Origin of the sequence: Streptomyces mutabilis (assembly GCF_014649815.1) — a bacterium.
GTDB classification, from domain to species: domain Bacteria; phylum Actinomycetota; class Actinomycetes; order Streptomycetales; family Streptomycetaceae; genus Streptomyces; species Streptomyces mutabilis.
In genome coordinates this window covers 608,390-628,043 of record NZ_BMTT01000001.1, presented here as the reverse complement: position 1 = coordinate 628,043, position 19,654 = coordinate 608,390, and the positions used below count along the sequence as shown (strand labels likewise).

At 73.0% G+C, this 19,654-nt stretch carries 18 protein-coding genes and 2 pseudogenes; 8 read left to right on the top strand and 12 right to left on the bottom strand.

The window, feature by feature from the left end:
* Window positions 1-112 precede the first annotated feature (112 nt).
* Window positions 113-1,336: a glycoside hydrolase family 26 protein gene (locus IE142_RS02760; protein WP_191884197.1), complete on the top strand. Its 1,224-nt coding sequence runs from the start codon at window positions 113-115 to the stop codon at window positions 1,334-1,336.
* Window positions 1,337-1,358: 22 nt separating this feature from the next.
* Here IE142_RS02760 and IE142_RS02755 read toward each other — a convergent pair whose 3' ends face one another.
* The 7 genes and pseudogenes from IE142_RS02755 to IE142_RS02725 all read right to left on the bottom strand — a co-directional run bounded on the left by IE142_RS02755 (window position 1,359) and on the right by IE142_RS02725 (window position 11,121).
* Window positions 1,359-2,519 (bottom strand): GNAT family N-acetyltransferase, encoded by a 1,161-nt coding sequence (locus IE142_RS02755; protein WP_191884196.1) that lies wholly within the window; start codon window positions 2,517-2,519, stop codon window positions 1,359-1,361.
* A 770-nt stretch (window positions 2,520-3,289) separates the two neighbouring features.
* Window positions 3,290-4,414, bottom strand: a pseudogene (locus IE142_RS02750) (glycosyltransferase); the annotation flags it as partial.
* A gap of 1 nt (window position 4,415) precedes the next feature.
* On the bottom strand, window positions 4,416-5,105 hold the full coding sequence (locus IE142_RS02745) for a polysaccharide deacetylase family protein (protein WP_043377110.1): 690 nt from the start codon (window positions 5,103-5,105) through the stop codon (window positions 4,416-4,418).
* Window positions 5,106-5,160: 55 nt separating this feature from the next.
* Window positions 5,161-6,855 carry a murein biosynthesis integral membrane protein MurJ gene (gene murJ / locus IE142_RS02740; protein ID WP_191884195.1) on the bottom strand — a complete coding sequence of 565 codons (1,695 nt, stop codon included), beginning with the start codon at window positions 6,853-6,855 and terminating at the stop codon, window positions 5,161-5,163.
* On the bottom strand, window positions 6,852-8,228 hold the full coding sequence (locus IE142_RS02735) for an O-antigen ligase family protein (protein ID WP_191884194.1): 1,377 nt from the start codon (window positions 8,226-8,228) through the stop codon (window positions 6,852-6,854). The genes murJ and IE142_RS02735 overlap by 4 nt, the downstream gene beginning before the upstream one ends.
* Before the next feature lie 5 nt (window positions 8,229-8,233).
* Window positions 8,234-9,664 (bottom strand): exopolysaccharide biosynthesis polyprenyl glycosylphosphotransferase, encoded by a 1,431-nt coding sequence (locus IE142_RS02730; RefSeq protein WP_191884193.1) that lies wholly within the window; start codon window positions 9,662-9,664, stop codon window positions 8,234-8,236.
* On the bottom strand, window positions 9,661-11,121 hold the full coding sequence (locus IE142_RS02725; protein ID WP_191884192.1) for a glycosyltransferase: 1,461 nt from the start codon (window positions 11,119-11,121) through the stop codon (window positions 9,661-9,663). The genes IE142_RS02730 and IE142_RS02725 overlap by 4 nt, the downstream gene beginning before the upstream one ends.
* Before the next feature lie 371 nt (window positions 11,122-11,492).
* Between IE142_RS02725 and chpG the strand changes: the two genes are divergently transcribed.
* The 5 genes from chpG (at window position 11,493) to IE142_RS02700 (ending at window position 14,913) form a co-directional block, all read left to right on the top strand.
* Window positions 11,493-11,732, top strand: coding sequence for a chaplin ChpG (chpG, locus tag IE142_RS02720; protein ID WP_043372803.1), 240 nt, complete (start codon window positions 11,493-11,495; stop codon window positions 11,730-11,732).
* Window positions 11,733-12,018: 286 nt separating this feature from the next.
* Entirely contained in the window at window positions 12,019-12,783 is a 765-nt protein-coding gene (locus IE142_RS02715) for a hypothetical protein (protein WP_191884191.1), read from the top strand.
* A gap of 247 nt (window positions 12,784-13,030) precedes the next feature.
* Window positions 13,031-13,312, top strand: a complete 282-nt coding sequence (locus IE142_RS02710; protein WP_191884190.1) for a hypothetical protein — start codon at window positions 13,031-13,033, stop codon at window positions 13,310-13,312.
* 184 nt (window positions 13,313-13,496) lie between these two features.
* Window positions 13,497-14,063: a tyrosinase family oxidase copper chaperone gene (locus tag IE142_RS02705; RefSeq protein ID WP_191884189.1), complete on the top strand. Its 567-nt coding sequence runs from the start codon at window positions 13,497-13,499 to the stop codon at window positions 14,061-14,063.
* The gene (locus tag IE142_RS02700) at window positions 14,047-14,913 is read left to right on the top strand and encodes a tyrosinase family protein (RefSeq protein ID WP_043372813.1); all 867 of its coding nucleotides are present in this window, start codon (window positions 14,047-14,049) and stop codon (window positions 14,911-14,913) included. Before IE142_RS02705 ends, IE142_RS02700 begins: the two co-directional genes overlap by 17 nt.
* 65 nt (window positions 14,914-14,978) lie before the next feature.
* On the opposite strand, the gene IE142_RS02695 is transcribed toward IE142_RS02700, so the two are convergent.
* Window positions 14,979-15,275: a chaplin gene (locus IE142_RS02695; protein ID WP_191884188.1), complete on the bottom strand. Its 297-nt coding sequence runs from the start codon at window positions 15,273-15,275 to the stop codon at window positions 14,979-14,981.
* A gap of 319 nt (window positions 15,276-15,594) precedes the next feature.
* Between IE142_RS02695 and IE142_RS02690 the strand changes: the two genes are divergently transcribed.
* Window positions 15,595-16,248, top strand: coding sequence for a DUF2087 domain-containing protein (locus tag IE142_RS02690; protein ID WP_191884187.1), 654 nt, complete (start codon window positions 15,595-15,597; stop codon window positions 16,246-16,248).
* On the opposite strand, the gene IE142_RS02685 is transcribed toward IE142_RS02690, so the two are convergent.
* Window positions 16,221-16,622, bottom strand: a complete 402-nt coding sequence (locus tag IE142_RS02685; RefSeq protein WP_440862262.1) for a Rossmann-fold NAD(P)-binding domain-containing protein — start codon at window positions 16,620-16,622, stop codon at window positions 16,221-16,223. The genes IE142_RS02690 and IE142_RS02685 overlap by 28 nt on opposite strands.
* Window positions 16,623-16,884: 262 nt before the next feature.
* Between IE142_RS02685 and IE142_RS36285 the strand changes: the two are divergent.
* A pseudogene (locus tag IE142_RS36285) lies at window positions 16,885-17,434 on the top strand (IS5 family transposase); the annotation flags it as partial.
* 244 nt (window positions 17,435-17,678) lie between these two features.
* On the opposite strand, the gene IE142_RS02680 reads toward IE142_RS36285, so the two are convergent.
* The 3 genes from IE142_RS02680 to IE142_RS02670 form a co-directional block, all read right to left on the bottom strand.
* Window positions 17,679-18,098, bottom strand: a complete 420-nt coding sequence (locus IE142_RS02680; protein ID WP_191884186.1) for an RNA polymerase sigma factor — start codon at window positions 18,096-18,098, stop codon at window positions 17,679-17,681.
* 12 nt (window positions 18,099-18,110) lie between these two features.
* A complete protein-coding gene (locus IE142_RS02675) occupies window positions 18,111-18,386 on the bottom strand; it encodes a hypothetical protein (protein ID WP_191884185.1) in 276 nt (91 codons plus the stop codon).
* Window positions 18,387-18,741: 355 nt separating this feature from the next.
* A complete protein-coding gene (locus IE142_RS02670) occupies window positions 18,742-19,506 on the bottom strand; it encodes an alpha/beta fold hydrolase (protein ID WP_191884184.1) in 765 nt (254 codons plus the stop codon).
* Between the last annotated feature and the right edge of the window lie 148 nt (window positions 19,507-19,654).

Genomic DNA, 19,654 nt, shown 5'->3' with positions numbered 1-19,654 from the left:
CACCGGAGCGGGCGATCAACGCACTCGAAAGCCGTAGCGGCGGTGGCGTGATGGCATTTCATATGACTGAGTGTCGGTAGCTGATCGGCGAGGAAAGAGGAAAGAGGCCGGCATGGTCGTACGGCAGTCACGGACCCGGCCCGGGAGGCGGACGGCATGCGTCGCCGCGGCCGCGATCGCTACGGTGGCGCTCCTGGCCGCCGGTCCACCGGTCGCGGTAGGAGGACCGCCCTCTCCCTCGGCGCCGCCGCCCGCCCCCGGCGCTCCACCGGGAGCCGTCGCTCGCTCCGGCCCCGCGTTCGGCGCGTACCTGGACTACGGCCCGCGCGGCGTGGCCCGGATGGCGGAGCTCAGCGACTGGCTGGGCGACGCCGAACTGCGCGTCGGTCACACGTATCTGCCCGGCGACCGCTGGAGCAACATCGAGGGCGCCCCCGGCTTCCTCGACGCGTGGGCGGACTGGCGCACCGGCGACCCCGACCGGATGCTGGTCCTCAACGTGCCCATGATGGAGCGCAACGAGGAGGGCCTCGACGACGACGAGGTACGGGGACTCCTGCGCCAGGGCGCCGCCGGACGCTTCGACCACCACTTCAGGGCCCTCGCCGAACGGCTGGTCGACCTGAAGGTGCCGGACACGGTCATCGTGCTCGGCTGGGAGATGAACGGCGTCACGTACAGCCACCGCTGCGGGCCGGACCCGGAGGCCTGGAAGACGTACTGGAACAGGATCGTCACGGCGATGCGCGCGGTGCCGGGCCAGAAGTTCCGGTTCGACTTCACCCCGAGCCGCGGCCGGGACGCCGTCCCCTGGACGCGGTGCTACCCGGGTGACGACACGGTCGACATCATCGGCATGGATTCTTACGACCAGCCGCGCGGGATGACGTTCGACGAACAGGTGAAGGAGCCGTACGGACTCCAGGACCACGTGGAGTTCGCCAAGGCGCACAACAAGCCCCTGTCCTATCCCGAATGGGGCCTCTTCCGCAACGGCGACAATCCCGAGTACATGCGGCGCATGCTCGCCTGGATGGACGAGCACGAACCCGTCTACAACACGATCACCGACTACTGCCCGCACGGCGTGTGGCAGTGCGACGACAACCCTCGTGCCAGCGCGGTCTACCGGTCGGTGCTCTTCGGCCGCACCGACCAGCCGGCCCCCACGGTCCCGGTGCCGACGAAGCCCGCCGAGCCGCCCGTGCCCCCGGTGCCGCCCACCGCGCCCCGGCCCTCGGCCGACTGCACGCCGCTGGAGACCGGCGACTGGGTCGAGTACTGGCTCGGCGGGAAGCTCTGCATGCGCCTCGACTGGTTCTCGCGCGACGAGTAGCGGCCCTCGGCGGCGGGGCCGGTCAGGTCCTGCCGCCACCGCCGGACTCCTTCCGCTCCTGCCCGCGGCGCCGCAGCTCCTTGGCCCGCCGGCGCACGGCGACGTCGCACAGGGCCGCCGAGAGCAGCGGAGCCGTGCGGCGGCGGGCCAGCAGCAGCCGCTGGTTGTGCACCGGCTCCGGACGCCAGTGGTGCTTGTAGGGCTCGTTGCCCCGCAGCAGGCTCAGCGTGCCGCGCTCCGGTGCCCGGGCGTGCTCGGCGCACGCGTCCAGCAGCATCACCGCCACGTCCGCCTTCCGCTCCCGCAGCCCGGGATGGGCGCCGTACAGGTAGCCGCCGGCCAGCCGCCGCGACAGCAGCGTCACGTCCACGGCCACCACCTCGTCGTCCATCCGGAACTCGGTGACCACCGCGTCCCCGGAACGCACCATCGGTCCCACGGCTCGCACCAGATGGTCGCGGAACCGGGTGCGCAGGTGCTCGCCGGTCACCTTCCGCCCCTGCCACTGCAGCCGGTGCAGCTCCAGCAGCCGGCGCAGCGCCGCCTCCACCTCGTCCGGGAGGACGGTCCGCCTCTTGACCCCGAGCGCGTCCAGCCTGCGCAGCTTGGCGCGCACCCGCTGCTGCGCCTTGGCCGTCGGCAGCCGGGCGACCAGCCCGTCCATCGGGGCGGCGGGCAGCTCCAGGCAGAGCGAGTCGGGCACCCGGTGCCGGGGGCCGAGCCAGCGGTCGTAGACCCGCTCGGCGGCGGCACCCGGCCGTACCTCGCGCAGGTCGATCAGCGCGGTGCGCGCCGCCGCCGACAGACCCTCGGTGAGCGCGGCCGCCGCCTGCGGACCGCGTTCGTCGTCCAGCAGGACGTCCCCGTAGTCGGAGATCGCCCCGCCGAGCGTCACCAGCGTCGGCACCGGACTCGCCACGCGCATCAGCGGCGCGGCGGCCACCAGTTCACGGCCGTCGCGGGCCAGCAGCACCCGAAGCCGCCCGCGCCGGCCGTACGTCCGCCACCAGGAGTGCAGCCAGGCGTGGCTCTGGAACGGGGTCGCCGCGGCGCACCGCCGGTACAGCCGCCCCCAGTCCGCCGCCAGTTCGGCGAAGCCGCGCTCGTCGGTGACCGTCTCGGTCCGGTACGTCGTCGGGCGCGAGGCCGCGACCGCGCCCGGGTGCGTCGTCGGGGACGTCACAGCTGTCCGCGGGTGTCGGACGCCGGGGCGGGCCCGGGTACGGCCGCCGCCGTGCGCTCTGCCTCCCGCGCGGCGCGCCGCGGCCGGACCAGCAGCGCCAGCCCGCCGAGTAGACCGCCCGCGCTCGCACCCACCAGCCCCGTCACGGCGGGCGAGGCCGAGGACGCCTCGGTGGGCTCGGTGGCGCGCGCGAACGTGCGCAGCTCGACGTGGGTGTCGTCGACGGAGTCCGCGGCGTGCCGCGTCAGCGCGCGGGAGACCGCGTTGGCCATGTCGGCGGCCTGGTCCGGGCGGGAGGAGGTGGCCGTCACCGAGACCATCGGCGCGTCCGGCGAGGTCGCCGTGCGGACGCTCTCCTTCAGCGTCGTCACCGGTACGCCCGCCCACATCTGCGCGTCCCCGAGCACCGCGAGCTGCGTGGCGACCCGGCCGTAGGCCTGCGCGAAGCCCAGCGCGGAGGCCGGGTCGGACTTGTCGGTGGGAACGGCGACGACGTAACCCGTGGCCGTGTACTGAGGGGTGGCGACCAGGCCGTAGCCCGCGCCGAGGAGTCCGCCGGCGAGGGCGGCGGCCGCGAGCGCGGACCAGCGCGGGAGGGTACGGGTCCGGGCCCGGACGCGGCGCAGGGCGGCGCGGGCGCGGCGCAGGGCGGCGCGGGCGCGGCCGGGGCGGGCGGGCCGCTCGGCGTGGACCGTGGCCGCCGGGTCGGCCGACGGGCGGGTGAGGGGCTCGGTCATGCGGAACTCACTCCCTGGGGTGCCGGGGACAACGGGTGGGTGAAGGGCGGCCGCGTACACGTCCATCAATCGGGCGGCGCTGCGGGTGACGCAGTAGTGACGGGCGGCCTCGGGCGCGGTGCGCGGGCCGGGGCCCGGACCGGCGGACGCGCGGGCCTCGGCGAGGGCGCGGGCGAACTCCTCGTCGCCGCCCGTGACGCGCCGGGCCCTGGGCGCGGCGCCCGGGGGCAGGTCCTCGATCGCCGGGCAGGAGGCGTACAGCACCGGCAGGCCGGACGCGAGGCCTTCCACGGCCGCCAGGCCGAAGGCCTCCTCCGGCGACGGTGAGGCGAGGACGTCCATCGCGGAGGCGAGCGAGGGCAGGTCGGGGCCGGGGGAGCCGTCGGCGGCGCAGGGGCGTTCGCCGGTGAGCAGGACACGGTCGGCGACGCCGGCCCGGTGCGCGGTGCGGCGCAGGACGTGCTCCTCGGGGCCGCCCCCGACCAGCAGCAGCCAGCAGTCGTCCGGCAGCCGGGCCAGGGCGCGGACCAGCACGTCGAACCGCTTGCCCTCGGTCAGCCGGCCGACGCCGCCCACGACGTACGCGCCCGCCGGCAGACCGAGGCGGCGCCGGGTGCGCAGACGGGCGACGGGGTCGAAACGGAAGCGGGCCAGGTCGACGCCGTTGGGGACGACCTCGATGCGGGGCGCGGGCACGCCCCAGCGCCGCAGCCGGTCGGCGACGGTGGGGGAGACGGCGACCGTGGCGCTGCCCAGCCGCTCCCCGGCCAGATACAGGGCGCGGACGCCCGGGGTGAGCGGGCGGCCCTCCATCTGCGAGTCGCCGAGGGAGTGTTCGGTGGCGACGACGGCGCGGACGCCGGCCAGGCGGGCGGCGAGGCGGCCGTAGAGGCAGGCGCGGTAGAGGTGGGTGTGCACGAGGTCGTAGCCGCCGGTGCGGATCAGCCGGGTCAGGCGGGGCAGCGCGGCCAGGTCGCGGTTGCCGGCCATGCCGAGGTGGACGACCTCGACGCCGTCGGCCCGCAGCCCGTCGGCGACCGCGCCCGGGTTGGTGAGCGTCACGACGTCGCAGTCGACGGGGAGGTGGCGCAGCAGCAGCCGCAGTTGCTGCTCGGCGCCGCCCACGCCGAGGCCGGTGATGATGTGCAGGGCCTTCATCTCAGACCCCCGTCGCGGCTCGGCGGCGCAATCGGTGCAGCCGGGTCTTCAGCAGGAGCCGCACGGCCTTGTCGTGCTGTCCGACGTGCACGCGGGGAAGGGCGTACCGACCGGTCAGCGGGCCGGGGTCGATGGCGCACGCGTAGGCGTAGCCGGCGGCGCGCACCGCGTCGGCGGCACGGGCGTCGACCGTGCCGTACGGGTAGCAGAAGCCGGTCACCGGAGCGCCGGTCAACTCCTCGAGCAGCGCCCTGCTCTCGGCGGTCTCGGCCTTCAGCACGGTGTCGTCCGCCTCGGTCAGGTCGACGTGGGTCAGACCGTGCGAGCCGATCTCGACGCCCTCGGCGGCGGCGTGCCGGATGCCGTCGGCGGTCAGCAGCGGCTTGCGCGGGCCCAGCGGGTCCCAGGCGTTGTCGCCGCCGAGCCGGCCCGGCAGCACGAACAGGGTGGCCCCGCAGCCCCAGCGGCGCAGACGGGGCAGCGCGTGCTCGACGAAGTCGGCGTAGCCGTCGTCGAAGGTCAGCCCCACCAGGTCCCGGCCCCCGCCGCGGGCCCGGGCGGCCAGCAGCTCGCCGACCGGCACACCGCGCAGTCCGCGCCGCCGCAGCCAGCCGAGCTGCGTGTCCAGCCGGTCGGGCGTGACCGTGATGCGGTACGGGTCGTCGGAGCGGTCGCCGACGGAGTGGTACATCGCCACCCAGGGGACGACTCGGGTGCGTGCGCGTGTGCCGGTGCGCGTGCGTGCGTCAACGGGACCGGCGGGAGCGGGAGCTGAAGCCGAAGCGGCCATGGGGGAGCCTTCGTGTGACGGAGCGGACGGAATCCAGGGCCGGCGCGATGCCTTGGACGCGCAGGACCCGGCCGAGCAGGACGTATACGCCGACGACGGCCGCCGAACCGGCGGCGAGGGAGACGGCGGGGGCGGCGAACCGGCCCGCGACCAGCGTGCCCGCGACGGTCGCCGCGGTCGCCGTCGCCACCGGTCTGCCCAGGTCGCCCAGGACGCGCCGGACGCGGACCGGGACGCTGCGCGGGCCCATCCCGGCGAGCAGCACGGCGGCGGTCACGGTGATGCCGGCGGCGTTCGCGGCGGCGATGCCGGTCACGGCCCACGGGCCGACCGCGTACGCGCCGATGCCGGCGGTGGCGGCGATGCCGACGGCCATCGCGCCCAGCGGGTACCAGCTGGCGCGGCCCGCCGAGAAGTAGGAGCGGGCCAGCGCCCCCACCACGGTCTGACCGAGCAGCCCGAGGGCGTACACGCGCATGACGCTCGCGGTCGCCGCCGTGTCGGACGCCGTGAAGGCGCCGCGCTGGAGGAGCAGTCCGATGATCTGCGGCGCGCAGGCGACCACCATGGCCGCGCCCAGCAGCACCAGGCAGGCCGCCAGCGCCACGTCCCGTTCGACGCGGTCGCGGGCCCGTTCGGTGTCGCCGTCGGCCATCGCCCGGGCCACCACCGGGAACGTGACCGTGCACAGCATCAGCGACAGCGTCATCGGGATCTGGGCCACCTTCTGCGCGTAGTTCAGGTGCGAGATGGCGCCGGAGGGGAGCCCGGAGGCCAGGAAGCGCTCGATGAGGACCTGGGACTGCCGGCACAGTGCGAAGAGCAGGACGGTGGTGAACAGGGCGAGGGCGAGGGGGCGCGCCTGGTCGTCCGGGACCGGGCGCACCCCGCCGCCGTCGTCGTTCCGGCGGCGCAGCTGCCGCAGCAGCGACGGCAGTTGCGCCGCCACCATCAGGACGCCGCCCGCCGCCACCCCGGCCGCCGCCGAGCGCACCCCCCAGCGCCCGCCGAGCACGAACATCGCGGTGATGATGCCGGTGTTGTAGACGACGTAGATCGCCGCGGGCGCCAGGAACCGGCGGTGCGCCCGCAGGGCGGCGCTGCAGTACCCGGCCAGCCCGAAGCTCACGACGCAGGTGGCGGTGAGTCGGATGCAGTCCACGGCGAGGGCGTGCTCGGGCAGCCCCGGCGCCATCGCCCCGACCAGCTGGGGCGCGCAGACGACGACCAGCGCGCCGACCGCGACGAAGGCCGGCGCCAGCCGGGGCAGGGTCGACACGACCACCGCGCGGACCGGGTCCCCGGGGGCGCCCTGCGCGCGGCGGGCCAGGGCCAGGCTGAACATGGGGACCAGCGCGAAGGCCAGCCCGTCCTCGATCAGCAGCGTCGCCGCGAACTCCGGCACCGTCCACGCCACCAGGAAGGCGTCCGTCTCGCCGCCGGCCCCGAACAGCCGGGCCAGCGCCTGGTCCCGGGCCAGTCCGAGCACCGACCCGGCCACCGACAGCACCGCCGTGAGCAGGGCGGCACGCGCGAGGAAGCGCGTGGAGGACCGGCCCGCGGCCGACGTCGCCCGGTCCGCGTCCGGCGCGGCGGTCCGGGCCGACGGGACGGACGCCTCGTCCGCCGCACGGAGCGGGGTCCCCTTCACCGCGCCGGTACCTCCGTACCGGACCCGGCCCCGGCAACAGCCCCGGGCCCGAACCGGGAACGGGCCCCGGTGCCGGCCCCGAGCGCCCACCACGCCGCCAGCCCGAAGCACACCGCCGTCAGCACGGTCGACGGCCCGCCGATGTCGGCGTAGGCGAAGTCGGTCAGCTGCCACACCAGCAGCCCGCAGGCGACCAGCGCGCAGTCCAGGCCGTCCGGTCCGGCGGGCTGGGAGCGCCGTGCCGCTCTCAGTCCGCGCAGCCCCAGCAGGAGCAGCGCCAGCCAGCTCGCCGTGAGCGCGAGAAGCCCGATCAGCCCCTGCTCGGCCAGCACCAGCAGGTACATGTTGTGCGGGGAGAGCAACGGCTGCTTGCGGTATCCGGCGCCGGCGCCGTCGGTGTCGCTGCCCGAGGACAGCGCCAGCGAGGCGTGGGTGTCCAGGTGTTCGGGGAAGCCCTTCAGGCCCACGCCGGTCAGCGGCTGCTCGCGCCACATGCCGACCGCCGCCGCCCACATCGTGTAGCGGTCGGTGACGGACTGGTCGGGGGCCTCGGTGACCTGGGTGATGCTGCCGACCCGCTCCTCGAGCATCGCCGTGCCGATCCCGAACCCGCCCACGAGCACCACCCCCGCCGCGACCGCGGCCACCCCCACCGTCAGCGCCCTGCGCACCCCGGCGAGCAGCAGTTGCACCGCGCACGTCACGGCCGTGGCGATCCACGCCCCGCGGCTGAAGGACAGGGCGAGCGGCAGCAGCAGGGCGAGCGCGCACCCGGCGGCGAGCAGCCGGTGGCGGACCGGCGTCCGTCCCAGCGCCAGCCCGACGGCGCAGACCAGCCCCAGGGAGACCACGGTGGCCATGCCCATCACGTCCTGCGGCCCGAAGGTGCCCACGGCACGGATCTGCTCGCCCTGGTACGAGGCACCGGTCCCGGTGACGTACTGGTGGACACCGACCGCGCCCTGCCACGCCGCCAGCCCCACCATCGACCAGGCGAGCAGCCGCACGTCGTCCCGGCCGCGGATCAGCAGCAGTACGGCGGCGGGGACGAGGACGAAGACCTGGAGGTAGCGGCCGAACCCGACGAGCCCGGCGCCCGGCGACACCGCGCTCACGGCGGCGACGGCGAGCCCGAGCACGGGCAGCCCCAGTACCGCGGCCGCCGTACGGGACAGGGGGTGCCGCCGGTCCCGTACCAGGCGCAGGGCGCAGTACAGCACCACCAGCGCGGAGAGCGCGTCGGCCGGATGGGCGCCGCCCCCGCCGTCCGGTGCGACCGGCAGGGCGAGCAGCGCGACGACCAGGGCCACGGCCAGCACGGGCGGCAGCCGCCGCAGGCCCGTCGCGGACCCCAGGGGCAGGGCGTGGCTCACCGGGCTCAGCTCCCCGTGGGGCGCACGAGCGCGACGGCCGTGCGCAGCAGGATGCAGACGTCGTGCCACAGCGACCAGTCGTCGATGTAGGCGTTGTCGAAACGGGCCCGGTCCTCGATGGAGGTGTCGCCGCGCAACCCGTTGATCTGGGCCAGGCCCGTGATGCCGGCCGGCACCCGGTGGCGGGCGGCGTATCCGGGATGGGCGCGGCTGAACCGGGCCACGAAGTAGGGGCGTTCGGGGCGGGGGCCGACCAGGCTCATGTCGCCCCGCAGGACGTTCCACAGCTGGAGCAGTTCGTCGAGCGACGTACGGCGCAGGAAGCGGCAGAACCACGGCATGCGCCGTTCGTCCGCCACGCTCCACCGGGTCGCCGACTCGTGCTCGTCGGCCGGGCGGTGGGTGCGGAACTTCAGCAGCGTGAACGGCCGGCCGTCCTTGCCGACGCGCTCCTGCCGGAACAGCACCCCGGGACCGCCGATGACCCGCAGCACCGTCGCGCAGGTCAGCAGCAACGGGCTCAGCAGCAGCAACAGCGCCCCGGACACCGTAACGTCCAGCACCCGCTTGCCCACGCTCCCCGACCGCTGCCGCACCGGATCCAGACGCCGGCAGGAGAACCCGGCGAGCCGGTCCGGGCCCGGGTACGGGGGGACCTCCGCGTCGATCTCCCAGACCGCGCAGCCGGCCCCGGCCAGCGCCCGCAGCAGCGACTCCTGCCGCGTCCGCGCGGAAGGGTGCACGACCAGGACGTCGCGCACGCCGTTCTGCACGGCGGCCCGCCGCGCCTCCTCCTGCGTGGTCAGCACGGGCAGACCGGTGGCGCCGCCCGGGTCGTCGGAGACGACCCCGACGGGGCGCACCCCGCAGCGCGGGTGGCGAAGCACCGCCGAGGCCACGCGCTGCGCGGTCGCGGCCGGGCCGACGACGAGGGCCGCGCGCGGGTGGTTCAACAGCGCGGTACGGCGCCGCCGGTGCACGGCGCCCCGGGCGGCGCAGCCCGCCGCCGCGTGCAGCAGGAAGCCGAGGAGCAGCGTGCGGGCGGACAGCGTGTGCGGCGGGGCGTACGCCGCGGCGAACGCCCCCAGCGCCAGCCAGGCCACGGCGATCCGGCCGCACAGGGCGGGCAGGTCGTCCAGGACGCCGGGCAGCCGTCGGCGTGGGCGCGGGCACAGCAGCAGCGCGGCGGCGACCAGCAGGCCCGCGAGCAGCGGTTGGTGCGGGGTGCCGGTCAGGGCCAGCGCGCCCGGCAACGCGGCCGCCGCTCCGTCCGCGACGAGCAGCGGCGCCCGGGAGTCCGGCCGCGTCGCGGGGCGCCCGGTGGGAAACCCGGAACCCGTGGTGCCGGTACTGGGCGGCAGCACCGAGACGGCGGAGGGGGAGCCGAGGTCGCGCGGCTGGCCGGCGGGGGCGGGAACGGTGCTTTCCGCGGTCATGGGTGCGTGGACTCCGTGTGCTCGATGGGGGCGAAGGACGACCGCGTCGCGGCCGTCGGCCGGTCGCCGGGCAGGCGGGGCTGCGCGGGTGACGGCTCGCGGCCGGGCAGGGGGAGCGGTTCCGCTGTCCGCCGGTCACTGAGGAGGGTGCGGTAGACCGCCGCGACGGCCGCGGCCGTGAGCCGTACGTCGTGCCGGGACAAGACGTGCGCACGCCCCCGGCGGCCGAGCGACGCGCGCAGTGGAGCGTCGAGCAGCAGGCCGGTGACGGCGTCGGCCAGCGCCGTCGGGTCCCCCGGCGGTACCAGGCAGTGCGGGGCGAGAGCGGGCGGCAGGCCCTCGCGGGCGCCGTCCACGTCGGTCACCACCACGGGCCGCCCGCAGGCCATCGCCTCCAGCGGGGCCAGTGCCATGCCTTCCCAGCGCGAGGGCAGGACGACCAGATCGGCGGCCCGGTACCAGGGGGTGGCGTCGGCGACGGCTCCTGTGAACAGGACGGACGCCTGGGCGGTACCCCCGGAGGTGCGGAACCGGGCCGGTCCCTCACCGGCCGACGGGGGCGTCGGGGTGGGACCGTCGGGGCGGGTGGGGTCCGGGTCCGGGCCGCCGCCGAGGGGGCCGGCTGCCCGGCCGGAGCCGTTCGCCCGAGCCCTGTCCGGTCCGTCGCCGAGGAATCCGTACGCCGACGCGAGCGCGGCGAACCGGGCGTGTTCAGGGCCGTCGCCGACCAGGACCAGCCGGGCTCCCGGCACGCGCGCGCGGACCGACTGCCACGCCGTCAGCAGGACGTCCTGACCCTTCTGCCGGCACAGCCGCCCCACGCAGACCACCAGCGGAGCCCGCGGGCCGACGCCGGTCCGCAGCCGTGCCGGGTCCGCCTCGGCCGCGTCGTCCCGGTCCCCGGCGGCGTCGTCGCGGAAGCGGTCGAGAGCGATGCCGTTCGGGATCACCGCCCACCGGCCGCGGACCCCGGCGCGCACCCCCCGCAGCCGCTCCGCGTCGCTCACGCAGACCGTCCGCGCCGCCCACCGCGTCCCCCACCGCTCCCACCCGAGCGCCAGGGCGGCGGCGGGCCCCCCGACGGCCTCGAACGACCAGGCGTGCGGCTGGAACACGGTCGGAACGCGCCCGCGCACGGCGAGGCGCCCCGCGAGACCGGCCTTCGCACTGTGCGCGTGCACCAGATCGGGACGGACGTCCGCGATCACGCGCGCCAGCCGCCGTACCTCCCGCGCCAGCGCCGGCCCCGGTGACCGTGTCGCCGGCCAGTGCCGCACGTCGGCGCCGAGCGACCGCAGTTCGCCGGCGAGGGCCCCGTCGGGACAGGCGACCGCGACGTGCAGCCCGGCGTCGACCTGGGCACGTGTCAGATCCGTCACGACACGGGCGACTCCGCCGTCCACCGGCTGGGTGACGTGGAGAACCCGCGGCGGGGAGTCGGTCGGTGGCAGGTGCATACGAGTTTCCTCGCTCACGGAGCATGTTCGGGACAGGCGCGAACTCGTCACCGCAGGGAGCCGGCGTGAACGGTACGCGTGTCCCGCCGGGGGACGAGCCGGAAGACCTGCGGATCACCGTGGCGATCGGAGCCCCGGAGAGTGCCCTGGCCGATGTCCCGCACTGGTGCACGGGGTTGCGTCGGATGGAGTGGGACTCTAGCCGCTATCCGTAGGAATCCGGCGAAACCGGGTAAGTGTGTTGGATTGGTGAATGCCGCGTGTCTCGCGGGATCACTCGTTAGGAGGCGCAACTTGTGCGGGTGCGACACGTTGACACTGCGCCGGGCACCCGCCCGGATGTTTGCGTCGATTCCAAGGAGCACCTCTCCATGTCGCGTATCGCGAAGGGCCTGGCCCTGACCTCCGTCGCCGCCGCCGCGGCGGCGAGCACCGCCGGTGTCGCCGCCGCCGACAGTGGCGCGCAGGCCGTCGCCGCCCACTCCCCGGGTGTCCTGTCCGGCAACGTGGTGCAGGTCCCGGTGCACGTGCCGGTCAACGTCTGCGGCAACACCGTCAACATCATCGGCGCGTTGAACCCGGCGTTCGGCAATGAGTGCGTGAACGACTGACGTCGCCTCGAAAGCCCCGCACCGGCCGTCCGTGCCGCGGTTCCTCCGCTGACGGGCGGCCGGTTCGCTGAGGGGGCGGACGGTTGCCGGACGGACGGCCGTGTGCTGCCCCGAATGGGGGCTACGTGTGCCGACACGGCCGGAAGGTCTTGACAGGCGTCTCACCAGGGAGGACGTCGGTGCGGGAAACGCCGGGCGGGTGCGGGGGGTGAGTGATCGGTTGCAGAGCGCCATGGGCGCTTCCACGGTGGGCACAAGACCCGACGCACCACCGAAAGGAACCCCCATGCGTCTGCCCGCACGGCGAATCGCCACCACCGCTCTCACTGCCGGCCTCCTGATCGGTCTTTCCGGTCCGGCGGTGATGGCGGCCGATGGCGACTCGGGCCGGGAACGCACCCACGCGGCGTCCCGCGCACCCCTCCCCGACGCGGAGGAACTGCTGAGCCAGGTAGGCAGCCTGGCCGGACTGGGCGGAGTGCTCACGCCGGTCACCGACCTGCTCAACGCCGTCCTCAAGGCCGACAACGGCCGCCTTCCCGCCGAGGAGGCGGACGAGCTCGCCGCCGCCGTCAAGGAAGCCCTCGCGGCCGACGCCGCGGACGCGGACGACGCGGCGACCGCGCCCGGCACCACGACTCCCGGCACCACGACCCCGGGCACCACCACCCCCGGCACGAGCACCCCGGCCCAGCCGCCGGTCGTGACCGCGCCGGAGGCCGGGAACCCGGTCACGCTGCCGGCGCCGGTCACGGCACAGAGCGATGACGCCGCCCAGGCGGCCACCGATCTGACCGCCGCCGCGCACGCCGCCCTGCAGGTGCGGATCGACGCCCTGCTCAAGGCCACCACCTCCGGTACCGCGGCACAGGTGAGCCCGGCCGTCGAGAACGTGGTGACCGGCGTCGTCAACGTCGTCGCCGCCACGCTCGTCGGCGGCGGACTGCCGGCCGCGGACCTGGCCGGGCTGCCCGCGCTGCCGAGCGCGCCGGAGGGCGCCGCACCGGAGGTCGCGGTACCGGCCGCCCCGCAGGAGGCGAATCCCTCCTGACGCGCGGACGGCGAACCTGGCCGTTGCGCCGCCCTCCCGGGGCGGCGCAACGGCCTTTTTTTTCGGTCTCCCTGCTGTTGCACGCCGCGGGATTTCGGCGGGCCGCGGAGTGATTTCGTATCGGGTGAGGACGCCTTCCCGTATCTCATATGTCTTCCGAGCTCATGGTTTCCGCGCCCGGCCCGTGTCGTTGTGCAGGGCGTCAGCATTCCCTCGGGCGACGTGAGTTGCCGAAGAAAGGAACACGATGAAGTCCCTCAAGGCCGTCGCTGTCGTTGCCGGATCCTTGGCCGCCGTCGGCTCCGCCGCGCCCGCGTTCGCCCAGGACGCCCCCGGTCTCACGGCCGGCACCCTCGACGGCGCCGTGAGCACGCTCACCACGGACCCCGTCAACGTCCTGCCGGAGAAGGCCCCGTCGGAACTGCTCGACACCGAGAACAAGGAATCCGTGCTGCACACCGTGAAGGACGTGAGCACCCAGCTGGACTCCGGTGACCGGCTGCTCGGCGGCCTCCCGCTGGGTGGCTGACCCGCGCTCGGCGCACGGTCATCCCGTGAGAAACCCCCGGCGTGCGCGCCGGGGGACGAAGCGTGTGCCCGAGTACTTCCGCCGGTGTCGGCGGCCGGTGCTCCGTGCGGCCGCACGAGCGGTGACCGCGGGGGCCGCCGCTCGGCCGATGGTACGGGTCACCGGAAACGGACGAGGAGAAGCCATGATCGTTGATGTGGGCGGAGCAGCGAGCGGCGGGGAACGGGACGCGACGGCTCCCGCGAGAGGCGGACCCGGTCACGGGACGCGGCGCGGGATGCTGCGGGGTCTGCTCGCCCCGGCCCTCGCCGTGGCACTGACCCCCTTGGTCACGGCCTCCCGGCCCTCCCCGGCACCCGATGCCGCCGAGGGCATCGAGGACATTCTCACCAGGACCGGCGCACGGCCCGCACGCCCCGAGCCGCACGCCGCAGGGCCCGCCGGGACCGCCGCGTTCGACGCGACCTACCGAGGCCGCCGCATTCGGGGTGCCAGGGCGGCCGCGGGGCACGCCGTCTCCGCCGGCGCGTGGCACATCACCGTGGACGGCAGGCCGCTGCATCTGATGCGCCGGGCCGACGGCGGCTGGCTGAGCATGATCGACCACTACCGGTCGTATCCCACCCCCCTCGCCGCGGCCCGCGCCGCCGTCGACGAACTCGGCGGCGAGCCCCTGCGCGAGGCACCGGCCGGTGACGGCCGACACCAATTCGGGCACGGTTCCGGGGGGCACCGTGGTGTACACGCGTAAGGACGTCACCACGCTGACCGGCACCGAGAAGCGGCGGTTCGTCGACGCGCTGCTGGAGACGAAACGCCGCGGTGAGTACGACGAGTTCGTGCGCATCCACATCGAGTACTACGTCTCCGACGGCGAGCACGGGCTGCGCACCGCCCACATGGCCCCGTCCTTCCTGCCGTGGCACCGCAGGTTCCTGCTGGACCTGGAGCAGGCGCTGCGCCGGGTCGACTCGTCGGTGACGGTGCCGTACTGGGACTGGACGAAGGACCGCACCACCTCGTCCTCGCCCTGGACCGCCGACCTCCTCGGCGGCACCGGGCGGCGCTCCGACCGCCGGGTCACCACCGGGCCGTTCGCCCACGCCACGGGCAACTGGACCATCAAGGAGAACGTCACCGGCACCGAGTACCTCACCCGGGATCTCGGACGCTCCGGCAACCCCATCGAGCTGCCCACGAAGAGCGACCTGGAGTGGGCGCTCGACGACCCGGTGTACGACACCGCGCCCTGGGACTCCACGGTCCGCAAGGGGTTCAGGAACAAGCTGGAGGGATGGGGGACCGGCCGTGGCAGCGCCTCCTGGCGCAACCACAACCGCGTGCACCGCTGGGTCGGCGGGGCCATGGTCGGCGGCGCGTCCGTCAACGACCCGGTGTTCTGGCTGCACCACGCCTTCGTCGACCTCCAGTGGTCCCGCTGGCAGGCCCGGCACCGCGGGACCCGCTACCTGCCCGCCGAGCCGCCCGGACCGGGCGACGCCCAGCACGGTCGGGTCGTCGCGCGGCACGAGCGGCTGCCGCCCTGGGACGTGACGCCGGACGAGCTGGAGGACCACAGCCGGATCTACCAGTACGCCTGAGCGGACTGGGCGGACACGAAAGAGCCCCGGCCGGGACGGCCGGGGCTCTCCTGGTGCCACGGGACTCAGCCCTTGTGGCCGCCGTTCTTGCCGTCCTGGCTGTGCTTGTCGTCCTTCTCGACGTCACCGTTCACGCAGGTGTTGCCGAAGGCCGGGTTCAGGGCGCCGACCACGTTGACGGTGTTGCCGCACACGTTGATCGGCACGTTGACCGGCACCTGGACGACGTTGCCGGACAGGACGCCGGGCGAGCCGACGGCCGCCCCCTTGGCGCCCGCGTCCGCCATGGCCAGGCCGGTGCCGCTGAGCACGACGGCACCGGCGCCGAGCGCGACACCGGTGGCCTTCGCGATGCGAGACATCACGTTCTCCTTCTGACTCGGGTGGTACGGCGGCAGGACGCGCCACCGCACTGCTGGTTCAACGCGACGGGTCGGAGAGGGGTAACGGGGGAATGTGAGGATCACCCTTTTTGAACAAGAGCGTGGGGTAAGGGGGTTCTGGACGCGTGCACCTCTGGGCTGCTCTGGGTTTCTGGAGCCCCTGGGACCGCGGGTGCCTGGGGTGCCGGTGGGGTGCCTGGGGGCTTGAGCCAGGGTGCTGGGCGCCAGAGGCATAGGAGCCGTCGGCGGGCCGAAAACCGTTCGGCCCCGTGCCGGGGTGTCCACTAGCCTCCCGGGCATGACTGACGACCTACCCGACCAGGCCGCCCCGTTCCCCGGCACGCTGGGGCAGTCGGCATGCGCCGACCTGCCCGGCGTCGTCGCGCAGTCCGGCGTGACCGCGCTGCCCGCCCTGTTCGCCGACGAGGGCCGGGTGCGCGCCTTCGCGGCCGTGGCCCTGGGGGCGGACAGCGCGGCGGAGGTGGGCCGGGCGGCCGGCCTGACCTCGATGGAGACCGCCGCCGCACTGCGCCGGCTGCGGGAGCACGGTGTGGTGACGTCCGGGGACGACGGCGGCCTCGTCGTCGCCCACGAACGGTTCGGGGAACTGGCCCGCGCGGGCCGGCCGGCCGCGGAGACCGCCGGGCGCACCGGGGCCGACGACCGGGCGGGCCTGATCGTGAGGACCTTCGTCAAGGACGGGCGACTGGTGCGGCTCCCCGCGCGCTGGACGCGCAAGAAGGTGGTGCTGCGGCACATCGCCGAGCAGACCTTCACGCCAGGCGCGGAGTACCCGGAACGCACCGTCGACGAGAAGCTGCGCGCCTGGTGCGACGACGGCGACGTCGACCGTGTGACGCTCCGGCGCTACCTGGTGGACCTCGACCATCTGCGCCGGAGCGGCGGAACGTACTGGCGGCCGGATCAGTCCGTCCGGGCCGGCATCGCCTGAGCGTCCGGGCCCTGAGCACGGGGGCACGGCCGGGGCAGCGGTAGTAGGTGCCGGTGCCGGAGGCGGGGGGCGCGGGCAGGCGCCGTACCGGGGGAGCCCGCGAGGTAGGCCCGGATCGCCTCGACCGCCTGGCCGTAGTACGTGGCGTAGTCGGTGCGCGAGACGTAGCCCAGGTGCGGCGTCGCCTCGCGCAGCGAGGCGAGCAAGGTGTCCTGGTCGACGATCGCGGCGCGGAACAGTTCGGCGGGGCCGAGCAGGCCGCGGGTGCGGTCGCCGAGGGCCAGGTGGACGGAGACGAGTCGGCCGTCGAGACACCGGGGCAGCCTGGCGATCAGCGATGCGGGGAAGGAGACGCGATCGCGCAGCGTGACCACGATGTCGACGTCGGTGAGCGCCGCGGCGAGGGCGTCCTCGTCGGTGAATGGGTGTCGAAGGACACGCCGTCCGCGACCGGCGACCAGTCGGCGATCTCGGTCGCCACCTGCTGGGAGTCGTCGAGCACCGTGCAGCGCAGTCGCACGTCGTCCGGTCCTCCGCCAACGGGCAGTGGCGCCCCCGGCAGTACTCGGACCTTGCGGCCGCGCGCTCAGGCCCGTGTCCTACATGGTCAGTTGACAAGCGTCCTGGGCGTGGGAGGTGGATCGTTGGGGATGGATCGTTCCGGACGGACTGCGGGAAATAGCGAAGCCGTTGTTGCCGCCGGCCCGGGTGCGTCCGCGAGGGGGCGGGGTAGCGAACCTCGATGATGAGGCGGTCTTCGCCGCGATCATCTATGTGCTGGTCAGCGGTTGCGCTTGGCCGGGCGTTGCCACCGTGCTTCAGGGCGTCGAAGTCGACTGTCCATCGCCGGTTCGTCATCTGGTCGCGAGCCGGGGTCTGGGGACGGCTGCATCACAATATGCTCCGGCTTATGCGCGGTCCTTGACTCTGCCCATGTGAGGGCTGAGAAGGGGCGAACTTGCGAGTCCGAGCTCCGTGGACCGGGGTAAGCCCGGTTCCGAGATGCCCTGTCGACGCGAACGGACTGCCTCTACGTGTCGGAGTCTCCGCCGCCAACACCCACGACAGCCAGACCCTGGAGCCGATGCTGTCCCATTTCCACATGGGACACGAAACCCACGCGACCGATTCCAAGCCCCAACGCCTTCCTGCGGACAAGGCGTACGACGTGCCTCACCTGCGGCGTCGGATTGGCCGCAGCCCTCTGCTGCTACAAACGGCTCCGAAAACTGACCATGAGGACATGGTATAAGGACCTAAAAAACAATCGTGGCCATCAACAAGGACGCCGAGGCTCCGATCTTGGCCTCGTGGACCAGGGCGTGGTCGACGACACCTTCGACGTCGTCCCGGAGCTCACCGATGGCTTCACGACCTGCAGTCGATGACAGCTCTGTTGCTGAGGAGGTGGCGAGGCTGTGACACAAGAGTCAGTGTGCAGTGTCGGGAAAGACCACCTGAAGCTTCTGCACGCGCTGGCGCACGCCAGCACTCAGAATCCGGCGCATGACGGGGACCGGGTGGACGCGTTCTCCAGGCTTTCCGAGTTCACCGATCATCTCGGTCTCCGCCGGCCACAGTTCCAAGATTTCCTGGGGCAGCACACCACGTTCAGAGACTTCCAAGGTCGCCACTGCCTCGTGTCGGCTCTCCTCCGTGAGAACGAAAGCATCGCTGTGTGCTTGCGTCGCGGCCGACAACAACAAGCCAGCCATCTTCCCCTTGGCCTGATTGAGTCGCATTGTGCTGACCGGGATCTCGCAAGCGGCGGCGATCTCCTGGCAGGAGGTAATGCCGCTGAAGTGCCGCAGTACCAGCACCAACCGGAGCTGCTGCGGAAGTTCCTCCACTGCGTGGCAGATTCAGTCACGCATCGCGTGCTGTTCGATGAGTCGCTCCGGATGCGACGGCTCGTGGTAGCGAAGCGGAAGATGATCGAAGCTGTCCAGCCCCGGCGTCTCACGCGTAGAGCGCAGGTGGGTCTGGCGGCATTGCACACGATGGCCCGCAGCCATGCACCCACGGCTGAGTGGGTCCCGGACGTCACCGATGCGCAGCAGCGCAACCAGGGCGGCTTCCTGAACCGCGTCTTCTGCGTCGGGCCCATACCCGAGCAAACTCAGTGCCACCGCCTGCATCGAGCGAAGCCTGATGGCGAGCCAACAGCAATCCGAGAGCCCCAGTCTCGCCTGCTTGCGCCCTGCGTGTGAGTTTCTCGTCCGTCGGCGGACTGAGGGATGACATGACTGAACACCTCCGTGTTTCCCTCCCTGCGCCGACTTGCAGGGTAAGCGCCGACGATTAGTAGCTTATGCGCGTAGAGCAACCTGGCAGCTCGTTAGGTCGGTGCTACCTCTGAACCGGTGGCTTGTCCGGCACGATCCACGACAACATTTCCCCGCGGCACGTATGCTCAACTCCCGGTGCAGCACTACCATTAACAGACTGCTTGGCCACCATGCGGGGCCCGTCTGCACAGTGGGAATTCTGCTACTAATTCCGACGAGTGGGATATTCCTCGTTGAGGAAATCTCTCAGCAGGTCCATCACCGCTGCGGGTCGCTCAAGGCTTGGGAAATGACTGGCCCAAGGCAGTTCAAGGTGGCGCGCACCAGCGATCCGCTTCGGCATGTCAGCTGCAATCTCCCGAAAATCCAACAGGTCATGCGCCCCAGAAATAGTCAGACATGAAGCCGTGATCCGTGTGAGTTCTACCGGTTCACTGACTGAGTCAAATCTAGCCGATGTCTGCATTTCGAATGCGCGCCGTTGCATGCGCCGGACGTTTTCACTAACCTCCGCACTGGCATCGGAGCCCAACCACGTCGTGATGCTTAGGTCCACCGCTCCGGAAATATCGTTCGCTGCCAGCAGTGCAGTCTTCCGTTCAGTGAAGGCCCTCAATTCGGGCCCTGGTACATGCCCAGGAATCGCAGAGCAAAGCAACACCAGAGCGGGTACTTGTCTCGGCCGCTGCGCCGCCACTTCCAATGCTACTTCACCTCCATGGGAAGATCCGATCAGAGCGGCGCATTCAAGATTCAGGTAGTCAAGGAGGTCGCAAACGTCCGCAGCATCACTGTACGGCTGGTTCGCTACCGGCGAGTCTCCGAATCCTCGGAAGTCGCATCGCACCACTTGATAGCCTGCGTCGTACAGCGTCGGCACCTGTGGGTCCCACATGCCGCGGTCGCACACAGACGAGTGCAGCAAGACGAGGGCTGGGCCATCTCCGTTGCTATCGTAAGAAAGCGTCACCTGAGTGAGGATAGTCGCAGTGACCGACAGGGTGCGTTGGCATCCGCTGCCAGCGCGACACCTCACGCGAAAGAATCACCGTGGGTCTGCCAGAACGAGTTTCAACGTGACCACAGATCGCATGCTGGCCTCGGTTCCCGTATCTGAC